Annotated in this window: 9 protein-coding genes; 6 read left to right on the top strand and 3 right to left on the bottom strand. The window is 72.3% G+C overall.

The window, feature by feature from the left end:
- Positions 1 to 13 precede the first annotated feature (13 nt).
- From ACWEPF_RS18985 to ACWEPF_RS19000, 4 genes are read left to right on the top strand one after another with little or no spacing between them, the layout of a single operon-like run.
- On the top strand, positions 14 to 1,798 hold the full coding sequence (locus tag ACWEPF_RS18985) for an acyl-CoA dehydrogenase family protein (protein ID WP_452173490.1): 1,785 nt from the start codon (positions 14 to 16) through the stop codon (positions 1,796 to 1,798).
- A complete protein-coding gene (locus tag ACWEPF_RS18990; protein WP_449797368.1) occupies positions 1,785 to 2,009 on the top strand; it encodes a hypothetical protein in 225 nt (74 codons plus the stop codon). Before ACWEPF_RS18985 ends, ACWEPF_RS18990 begins: the two co-directional genes overlap by 14 nt.
- Entirely contained in the window at positions 2,006 to 2,710 is a 705-nt protein-coding gene (locus tag ACWEPF_RS18995) for a 4'-phosphopantetheinyl transferase family protein (protein ID WP_452173491.1), read from the top strand. Before ACWEPF_RS18990 ends, ACWEPF_RS18995 begins: the two co-directional genes overlap by 4 nt.
- A gap of 25 nt (positions 2,711 to 2,735) precedes the next feature.
- A complete protein-coding gene (locus tag ACWEPF_RS19000; RefSeq protein WP_345284297.1) occupies positions 2,736 to 4,031 on the top strand; it encodes an NAD(P)/FAD-dependent oxidoreductase in 1,296 nt (431 codons plus the stop codon).
- 7 nt (positions 4,032 to 4,038) lie between these two features.
- On the opposite strand, the gene ACWEPF_RS19005 is transcribed toward ACWEPF_RS19000, so the two are convergent.
- On the bottom strand, positions 4,039 to 4,668 hold the full coding sequence (locus ACWEPF_RS19005) for a MerR family transcriptional regulator (RefSeq protein WP_452173492.1): 630 nt from the start codon (positions 4,666 to 4,668) through the stop codon (positions 4,039 to 4,041).
- Between the two features lie 87 nt (positions 4,669 to 4,755).
- Here ACWEPF_RS19005 and ACWEPF_RS19010 point away from each other — a divergent pair, with 87 nt between their 5' ends.
- Both ACWEPF_RS19010 and ACWEPF_RS19015 read left to right on the top strand, forming a co-directional pair.
- Positions 4,756 to 5,163 (top strand): DUF3291 domain-containing protein, encoded by a 408-nt coding sequence (locus ACWEPF_RS19010; protein WP_345284294.1) that lies wholly within the window; start codon positions 4,756 to 4,758, stop codon positions 5,161 to 5,163.
- A gap of 46 nt (positions 5,164 to 5,209) precedes the next feature.
- Positions 5,210 to 6,649 (top strand): MFS transporter, encoded by a 1,440-nt coding sequence (locus tag ACWEPF_RS19015; RefSeq protein WP_345284292.1) that lies wholly within the window; start codon positions 5,210 to 5,212, stop codon positions 6,647 to 6,649.
- A gap of 102 nt (positions 6,650 to 6,751) precedes the next feature.
- On the opposite strand, the gene ACWEPF_RS19020 is transcribed toward ACWEPF_RS19015, so the two are convergent.
- On the bottom strand, positions 6,752 to 7,615 hold the full coding sequence (locus ACWEPF_RS19020) for a hypothetical protein (protein ID WP_452173493.1): 864 nt from the start codon (positions 7,613 to 7,615) through the stop codon (positions 6,752 to 6,754).
- A 54-nt stretch (positions 7,616 to 7,669) separates the two neighbouring features.
- Positions 7,670 to 8,485 carry a hypothetical protein gene (locus tag ACWEPF_RS19025; protein ID WP_452173494.1) on the bottom strand — a complete coding sequence of 272 codons (816 nt, stop codon included), beginning with the start codon at positions 8,483 to 8,485 and terminating at the stop codon, positions 7,670 to 7,672.
- Positions 8,486 to 8,594 lie beyond the last annotated feature (109 nt).

Consider the following 8,594-nt stretch of genomic DNA (forward strand, 5'->3'; position numbering starts at 1 on the left):
GGAGCGAACCACCGTGCCGAAGGCAGACCTGACCGAGCTCGCCGCGCGGCTCGAAGAGCAGCTCGGCGACCCGCACGACCCCGACAGCAGCATGCCGTTCGAGCAGATCCTGGCCCACGACGAACGGGAGGAGTTCCCCTACGCCTTCGTCAACCTGCTCCAGCGCTGGGGCGTGCACGAGTACGTCATCCCGAAGGCGCAGGGCGGCAAGGCGGGTGACGTCGAGGTCGGCTTCAACCTGCTGCGCCTGATCGCCCGCCGCGACCCGACCTCGGCCACCGCGCTGATGCTCACCAGCCTCAGCTTCATGCCCGCCTGGATCGCCGGGACGGACGAGCAGAAGCAGTACGTCGTCGACCGGATGAAGCAGGGCACCAAGCTGGCCTGGGGCCTGTCGGAGCGTCACCACGGCAGCGACGTGCTGGCCAACGAGATGCGCGCCGAGAAGGTCGAGGGCGGCTACCTGCTGACCGGCGAGAAGTGGCTGATCGGCAACGCCACCGTGGCGGACGGGGTCAGCGTCTTCGCCCGCACCGACCCCAAGGGCGGCCCGGCCGGGTACTCGATCTTCCTGGTGGAGAAGCGCAACACCCCGGCCGGCTCGGTGGTCGAGCTGCCCAACGAGCGGCTGCACGGCCTGCGCGCCCTGGACATGAGCGGCATCCGGCTGGACGGGGTCTTCGTGCCGGACTCGGCCCGGCTCGGCCACGAGGGCCAGGGCCTGGAGATCGCGCTGAAGAGCGCCCAGGTGGCCCGCACCACCATCGGCTCGATGGCGCTGGCGGCGGTGGACACCGCGCTGCGGGTGACCCTGGACTTCACCGAGCAGCGCGAGATCTTCGGCAAGAAGGTCAGCGACATCCCGTACTCCCGGCGGCAGTTGACCGAGGTCTTCGCCGATCTGCTGACCGCCGACGCGGTCAGCCTGGGCGCGGTGCGCAGCCTCCAGCTGGTGCCGGAGCAGACCAGCGTCTGGTCCTCGGTCGCCAAGTACTTCGTGCCGACCCTGCTGGAGCGCTCGATGGCCCAGCTGAACATCGTGCTCGGGGCCCGGCTCTACCTGCGGGCCCATCCGCACTACGGCATCTACCAGAAGATGCTCCGCGACCTGTTGGTGGCCATCTTCGCGGACGGCAACACGGTGGTGAACCTCAAGAACATCGCCCTCCAGCTGGACGGTCTGCTCACCACCGCGGGCAACCCAGAGGCCCGGGCCGAGGCCGAGCGGCGCACCCCCGTGCTCTACGGCATCGACCGCGAGCTGCCGCTCTACCGGCCCTGGGACCAGGAGCTGTTCAGCCGCGGCAAGGACGACGCGCTGCTCGGCGCGCCGGCCGCGCTGTCCCGGCTGTGCGAGCTGGCCACCGCCGCCAAGGGTGAGGAGCGCGGCTGGCTGGAGCGCTCCGCCGCGCTGGCCGCCGAGCTGCTGGAGCGGGCCGAGGACCTGCACGCGCAGGCCGCCGAGCTGCGCTCCGAACTCGGCCGGGAGTACGGCCAGTCGGCCGAGCTCTTCGACCTGGCCAAGCAGTACGCGACCCTGCACGCCACCGCCGCGGTGCTGCACACCTTCGTCCACTCGCACGCCGCGCTGGACGACCCGCTGCCCAGCGGCGCCCTGCTGCTGCTCCAACTGGAGCGGCTGGCGAAGGAGTTCGAGCCGCACCGGGTGGTCACCGGAGCCGCCGAGGTGGACGAGGTGATGCGGGTGCTGCGGCACCTGCACCGGGCCAACCGGCTGTTCTCGTACTGGCAGTTCCCGCTCGCCGAACGGACCGGAGCCGTCCATGCCCAGAGCTGAGCGCCGCACCGCACCCCGCACCGCCGTCTGCCACGGCTGCCAGGGCGTCTTCGCCAAGGAGCTGCTGGACCACACCCTCAAGGTCTGCGAACCCTGCCGGACCGGCTTCCGGCAGTCCATGGACGAGTGGCTCAAGCGGCTGGTCGGCCTGGCCGCCCTCGCCGAGCCGGCCGAGCGCCGCCCGGCCGCCCCGTACCGGGCCAGGCCGTGACCACCGCGGCCGTCACTGCCGATGCCCACCTCTATCTGCTGCCGGAGCGCTCGGTCGACGGCTTCGCCGAACTCCACGGCGGCACCGGTCTGTTGACCCGGGCGGAGCGGGAGCGGATGGACCGTCAGCGCACCGAGGGGGCCCGGAGGCGGTACCTCGGTGCCCGACTGCTCTCCCGCCACGCACTGAGCGACCGGGACGGCCGCCCGGTGGGGGAGTGGCGGTTCGCGGTGGCGGCCTCCGGACGGCCGGAGGCCGAACCGGACGGCCACGGGCTGCGGTTCAACCTCTCGCACACCGACGGCCTGCTGGCCTGTCTGGTCACCGAGGGCCGCACCTGCGGGGTGGACGTGGAGCCCACCCCGGCCCGGCCGGACGCGGTGACCCACCTGCCGCGCTGGTTCGCCCCCGCCGAGCGGGCCGTGCTGGACGGCGCGGAGAACCGGGCGGCGGCGGTGGCCGCGTACTGGGTGCTCAAGGAGGCCTATCTGAAGGCGCTCGGCACCGGCCTGCGCCGGGAGCTGGACGGCTTCGCCCTCAGCGCCCCCTGGCAGCCGCCGATCCGACTCCACGACCCGCTCCACCCCCCGGACTCCGACTGGAAGTTCGACCTGCTCCACCCCGCACCCGGCTACGTGCTCGCCACCGCCGTCGCCGACGGCACGGCCGGCCGGCTGCACCAGACCTGGATCACCCCGTAGAACCGCGTAGAAGAGGAACAGCCAGATGTCCAAGCCCCGTGTCGCCGTCGTCGGAGCCGGTGTGGCCGGTCTCTCCGCCGCCTACAAGCTGCGCGAGCACGCCGAGATCACGCTCTTCGAGGCGGAGGGCCGCCCGGGCGGCCACGCCAACACCATCGAGGTGGAGGACGAGGGCCGCACCCTCGGCATCGACACCGCCTTCGTGGTCTTCAACCAGCCCAGCTACCCCAACCTCAGCAAGTTCTTCGCCGAGCTCGGAGTGGAGAGCCGCCAGCACCTGGGCGGCTTCAACTTCTTCGACCTGGACAGCGGCCTGCAGTACGGCACCGTCGAGATGGGCCTGCCGGAGGAGGAGGTGACCGGCCGCTACGGCGCCGAGTTCCAGACCATCTGGCGCGAGGCCCGCCGCTTCCACGAGGAGGGCCGCAAGGACTTCCTGCGCAAGCGCACCGACCTGCCGCTGGGCGAGTACCTGGACCGTGGCGGCTACAGCCAGGAGTTCCGGTACGGCTACGTGATCCTGCTCTGCACCGCGGTCTGGTCGGTGCCGGCCGAGCTGATCTGGGAGATGCCGGCCACCACGGTGATCGCCTTCTTCATGGCCCACGACGAGGGCGGCCTGGGCGGCCAGAAGGTGGACTGGCGGACCGTCAGCGGCGGCTCGATCTCCTACGTGCGCAAGGCGATCGCCGCGATCGACCCGAAGCTGCGGCTGGCCGAGCCGGTCACCGGCATCCGCCAGGAGGAGGACGGCGTCACCGTCTCCACCGCGCGCAGCTCCGAGCGCTTCGACCACGTGATCCTGGCCACCCACGGCGACACCGCCCGGGAGCTGCTCAGCAACCCGGACGAGGTGCAGCGGCGCACCCTGGAGAAGATCCGCTACAACACCTCGCTCGCGGTGCTGCACACCGACGCCTCGGCGATGCCGGCCGACCGCGGCCGCTGGGACAACTGGAACTACGGCAAGGTCGCGGTGGACGGCGTCAGCCGCCCGTACGTGGCGTACTACATGAACCGCCTGCACGGCTTCGAGTCCGCCACCGACTACTTCGTCACCCTGGACTACCCGCGCGAGATCCGCGAGGAGCTGGTGATCCGCGAACTGTCCTACTCCCACCCGGTCATCGACATCGACCTGCGCCGCCTCCAGCAGACCATCTACGAGGTGAACGAGGGCACCCGGGTCAAGCTGGCCGGCTCCTACTTCCACTCCAAGCAGCTCTACCACGACCAGATCGGCTCGCACGAGGCCGCCTTCTCCTCCGGCATGGAGGCGGCGGCCCAGCTCCTGCGGGAACTGGGCCACCGCGAGGCCTGAGGTCCGGTCAGGCGGGGAGGCCGTAGCGCTTGGCGGACTCGTTCTCCTGGGCCATCCGGCGCAGGGCGAGCAGGACGGGTTCCATCAGGATGGTGAGCAGGACGGCGCGCTCGACCCGCTCCAAGGGGTCGGGGACGCCCTCGAGTTGGTCGAGGTCGAGGGCGGCGGTGCTCGCGGCCAGCTCGGCGTAGGGGAGCAGGGCCTGCCAGTCGGCCGGCAGGCCCAGCTCCCTGAGCGTGGCGAGGGTGTCGGTGACCACGGCGCGGGTAGGAGCCTTCTCGCTGACCTCCCAGCCCATGGCGGAGATCAACTCATCGGCGGGGGAGGGTTCTTGCGGTCCGTCCACGGACGGTTCGGCATCGCCGGTCGGCACCGCGCCGACCGCCAGACCGAGCAGGAAGTGGACGTCGGTCGAGTGCTCGTCCAGGCCCCGGAGCACCTCCCGGGTGGTGGACACCGACAGCCCGCGCACGGTGACCAGGGCGCGGGCCAGCCGGAGCCGGCGGAGGTGGTGCTCGTCGTACTCCGCCTGGGTGGCGGAGGTGGCCACCCCGGCGGGCAGCAGTTCCTCCCGCAAGTAGTACTTGATGGTCGCCACCGGGACGCCGCTGCGGCGGCTCAGCTCCGAGATCCGCATCTTCTCCGCTCTCCACTGGAAATTAGGTAGCAGCACTGTCTAATATAGATAGTGCGACACTCCAATAGTGCACCGAAAGGCCGACGCATGCCCACGCTGCCCTGGACCACCCCCAACACCCCTCGCCCGAACAGCCAGGTGCTGGTGATGGCCTCCCGGCTGGAGGTCCGGTCCCTCAAGGACGTGCCGCGCTTCTTCCTCAAGTCCCTGGCCGCCTGGAAGCAGGTCAAGACCGCGCCCGGCGCGGTCGGCGCCTCGCTGATCGCCCAGCCGCTGAAGGGCGTCTTCTGGACGCTCTCGGCCTGGGAGGACCGCCAGTCGCTCTACGCCTACGCCAAGGCCGAACCGCACTACACGATCATGACCGGGCTCCGCGAGGTGACCAAGCAGTCGGTGTTCACCTTCTGGGACACCACCGCCGAGCAGCTCCCGATCACCTGGCCCGACGCCAAGAACCGGCTGGCCGAGCAGCAGCGCACCGACGCCGCCGGCTGACCACCGACCCCTCCAACAGCCCCGCCCGACAAGGGAGATCCCCGCCATGTCCGCACCCGCCCCCGCCGGGCGCAAGGTACCGCTCTGGCTGTCGATCGTCGCGTGCAGCCTGCCGATGTTCATGGTGGCGCTGGACAACCTGGTGGTGTCCACCGCCCTGCACACCCTCGCGGTGGACCTGAAGGCCACCACCCAGGACCTGCAGTGGTTCGTCAACGCCTACGTACTGAGCTTCGCCTGCCTGCTGCTGACTGGAGCCGCGCTCGGTGACCGCTTCGGCCACCGCAAGGTCTTCGCGCTCGGCATCGTGCTGTTCACCCTCTCCTCGATCGGCTGCGGACTGGCCGACACCAGCGGGCAGTTGATCCTCGCCCGGGCGATCCAGGGCTTCGGGGCGGCGGCCGTCATGCCGCTCTCGCTCACCCTGCTCTCCAACGCCGTGCCGGAGAAGATGCGCAGCCTGGCGCTCGGCCTCTGGTCCGCCGTCAGCGGCCTGGCCATCGCGCTCGGCCCGGTGGTCGGCGGCGCGGTGGTCGAGGGCCTCGCCTGGGAGTGGATCTTCTGGATCAACATCCCGGTCGGCATCGTCGCCGTCCCGCTCGCCCTGATGGCGCTGAACGAGAGCCACGGCGAGAAGGCCAAGCTTGACCTGGTCGGCATGCTGCTGGCCACCGGCGGCCTGCTCGCCCTGGTCTGGGGCATCGTCAACGGCAGCGAGGACGGCTGGACCGACACGAAGATCCTCGGCGCCTTCGCCGTCGCCGCGGTGCTGCTGGCCGCCTTCGTGGCCTGGGAGCGCCGTGCCCCGCACCCGCTGCTGCCGCTCGGCTTCTACCGGATCCGGGCCTTCACCCTGACCAACCTGGTCTCCGCCTCGATGTACTTCGGGGTCTTCGGCTCGATCTTCTTCCTCTCCCAGTACCTGCAGATCGCCCCGCCCCGCACCCCGCTGCACGCCGGCACCCTGACGCTGGCCTGGACCCTGATGCCGATGGTGATCGCCCCGATCGCCGGCGCGCTGACCGACCGGGTCGGCGGCGGCCGCCTGATGGCGCTCGGCCTCTTCCTCCAGGCCGGCGGCCTGGCCTGGATCAACCTGGCGGCCGGCCCGGACACCCCGTACTCCCGGCTGGTCGGTGCGATGCTGCTGGCCGGTGCGGGCATGGGATTCGCCATCGCCCCGACGGCGGCCGTGGTGCTCGGCGCGGTCGGCCCGGAGCACCGGGGCAAGGCCTCCGGTGCCAACACCACCGTCCGCGAGATCGGCGGAGCGCTCGGCATCGCGGTGCTGAGCAGCGTCTTCACCGCCAACGGCAGCATGCGCGGCGCCCAGGAGTTCACCGACGGCCTGCACCCGGCCGTCTGGGTCGGCGTGGCGGTCGTGGTGCTCGGCGCGCTGGCCGCGCTGGCCATCCCGCGTCCGCCCAAGGCGGCCCCGGCCGAGACCGTCGAGACCACCGAGGCCCCGGCCCCGGTCACCGTCTGACCCGCCTTCAGCAGGGGCCCGGGGAGCGTGCGACTCCCCGGGCCCCTCGGCGTCCGGTGCCGGTCCGATGGTGGAGGTGGCGCCGCTCATCAGTTCACCAGTTCACCAGCTCCCCTGCGGGGCGCCGGTGGCGAGGTCGAGCACCAGCCGGGCGTCCAGCGGGCGGGTCAGCTTCACGGTGACGCGGTCCGTCACCAGCACGAGGGTGCACGGCTGCTGCTGCGGCTGCGTCCGCCGCACCTCGGCGATCAGCACCACCAGCCGGTCGGTCTCGTACGCCTCGGTGCCGGTCACCCGCTCGCAGGAGCCCCGCCCCACCCTGCCCGTGACGGTCAGTCCGTCCGCCGAGACCGACTCGTAGGTCACGCTCCGGTCGGCCCACCGCTGCACGGGTCGGCCGAGGGGCGGCTGTTGTGGGGCGACCGCCGGGTAGACGAAGGGATCCTGGTAGCCCGCGATGGTGAACTCCCAGACCGGGACGGTGGCCTGGCCCCGGCTGGTGGCCACGGTGCGGCTGCCCCGGGCCACCCCCGTGAGCTTCAGCGGGGGTTCGCAGTCCGCCCCGCACGGGGGCTTGCCCTTGGCCAGCCCGTCCAGCACCTGCCGCGGCGAGATCATCGGCAGGGCCTGCCGCCGGCCGTGGACCCAGACCACCTCGGCGGTGGCCTCGGCGGTGGGCAGTGCGGTGACCGGCTCGATCAGCCCGCTGAGGTAGGCGGTCTTGCCGCCGTGGGTGAAGGCGTCCGGGGGCAGCCACTCCTGGCGCGGGTCCAGCGGGTAGTACCCGTCGGACCAGGCCCGTTCCGCCTCCGACCCCGGCCACTCCCGGGCCACCTGCGCGGCCCGCTCCAGGGCCGTCCCGCTCGTCGTGGGCACCGGTGTGCGGTCGATGTCGTGCCCGGCGTCGGTGGCGGCGCAGCCCGCCGTCAACAGCGCCGCGAGTGCGAGTGTCGTGATGCGTCTCATCTGGTCGTCCCCCCGTACCGGATAGCCGAGTCGGCGCCGATCGGACGCGGCCGGTCAGCCGTCGGTTCCACCGGACGAGGGCACCGGGCGGACCGGACGGGGCTCGCCGGTGGTCAGGTCGAGCACCGTCCGGTCCCCGAGCGGGGCGCGCAGGCGGACGGTGGCCGTCCCGCTCACGGTCCCGGTGGTGGCGCAGTCGGCGCCTGAGGTGCCGGTGAGCAGCAGCACCGGCACCACGGAGTGCTCGGTCTCGAACGCCTCGCTGAGGAAGACCCGTCGGCAGGGCGGGAGTTCGACCGTGCCGCTGACGGTGAGGCCGTCCCAGGAGGCGGTGCGCGCGTCGAACTCCGCCACCGACAGGCCGGCCGGTGACGACGGGTAGCCCGTGGGCGGGAGCGGGTCGGCCCGGCGCTGGGCGGCGACGGCGGGCAGCACGAACGGCTCGGAGTAGCCGGGGGAGACGAACTCCCAGACCGGGACGGTGGCCTGGCCCCGGCTGGTGCCCAGCTCGCGGCGGGCCGGCCGGATCTCGGTCACCTTCAGCGGGGTGCAGTCGGCGTGGCAGCTGCCGAACTGCTCCCCTGCCATGTCCCGCAGCGCTTCCAGGGGCGAGCGCCCGACCAGGCCGAGGGCGCGCCCGTCGGACCAGCGGACCTCCGCGAGCCGGTCCGCGGCCGGCCCGGAGTCCGCCGGCTCGACGCTGCCGCTCAGGTAGCCGGCCTTCTCGGCGAGGCTGCGGAAGGCCTCGGGCGGCAGCCACTGCGGGGACCGGTCCAGCGGGTAGTACCCGGCCCGCCAGGCCTCGTGGGCGGCGGTGTGCTCCCAGGCCCGCACCGCCTCCAGGGCCCTGGCCCGGGCGGCGGTGGCCACCGGGTCGTCCGGTGCCACCTTCCGCAGCACCACCCCGGCCGACCTCGACCGGGTGCTGTCCTGCACCGTGGACGAGCCCGTCTCCTGGGCCGACCCCGAGCGCTACCGC

This window comes from Kitasatospora sp. NPDC004289, assembly GCF_053602875.1.

Bases quoted from the DNA above. Each gene is read 5' to 3' on its own strand.
- ACWEPF_RS18990 (WP_449797368.1), top strand. From the start codon at position 1,785: ATGCCCAGAGCTGAGCGCCGCACCGCACCCCGCACCGCCGTCTGCCAC.
- ACWEPF_RS19000 (WP_345284297.1), top strand. From the start codon at position 2,736: ATGTCCAAGCCCCGTGTCGCCGTCGTCGGAGCCGGTGTGGCCGGTCTC.
- ACWEPF_RS19005 (WP_452173492.1), bottom strand. From the start codon at position 4,668: ATGCGGATCTCGGAGCTGAGCCGCCGCAGCGGCGTCCCGGTGGCGACC.
- ACWEPF_RS19010 (WP_345284294.1), top strand. From the start codon at position 4,756: ATGCCCACGCTGCCCTGGACCACCCCCAACACCCCTCGCCCGAACAGC.
- ACWEPF_RS19015 (WP_345284292.1), top strand. From the start codon at position 5,210: ATGTCCGCACCCGCCCCCGCCGGGCGCAAGGTACCGCTCTGGCTGTCG.
- ACWEPF_RS19020 (WP_452173493.1), bottom strand. From the start codon at position 7,615: ATGAGACGCATCACGACACTCGCACTCGCGGCGCTGTTGACGGCGGGC.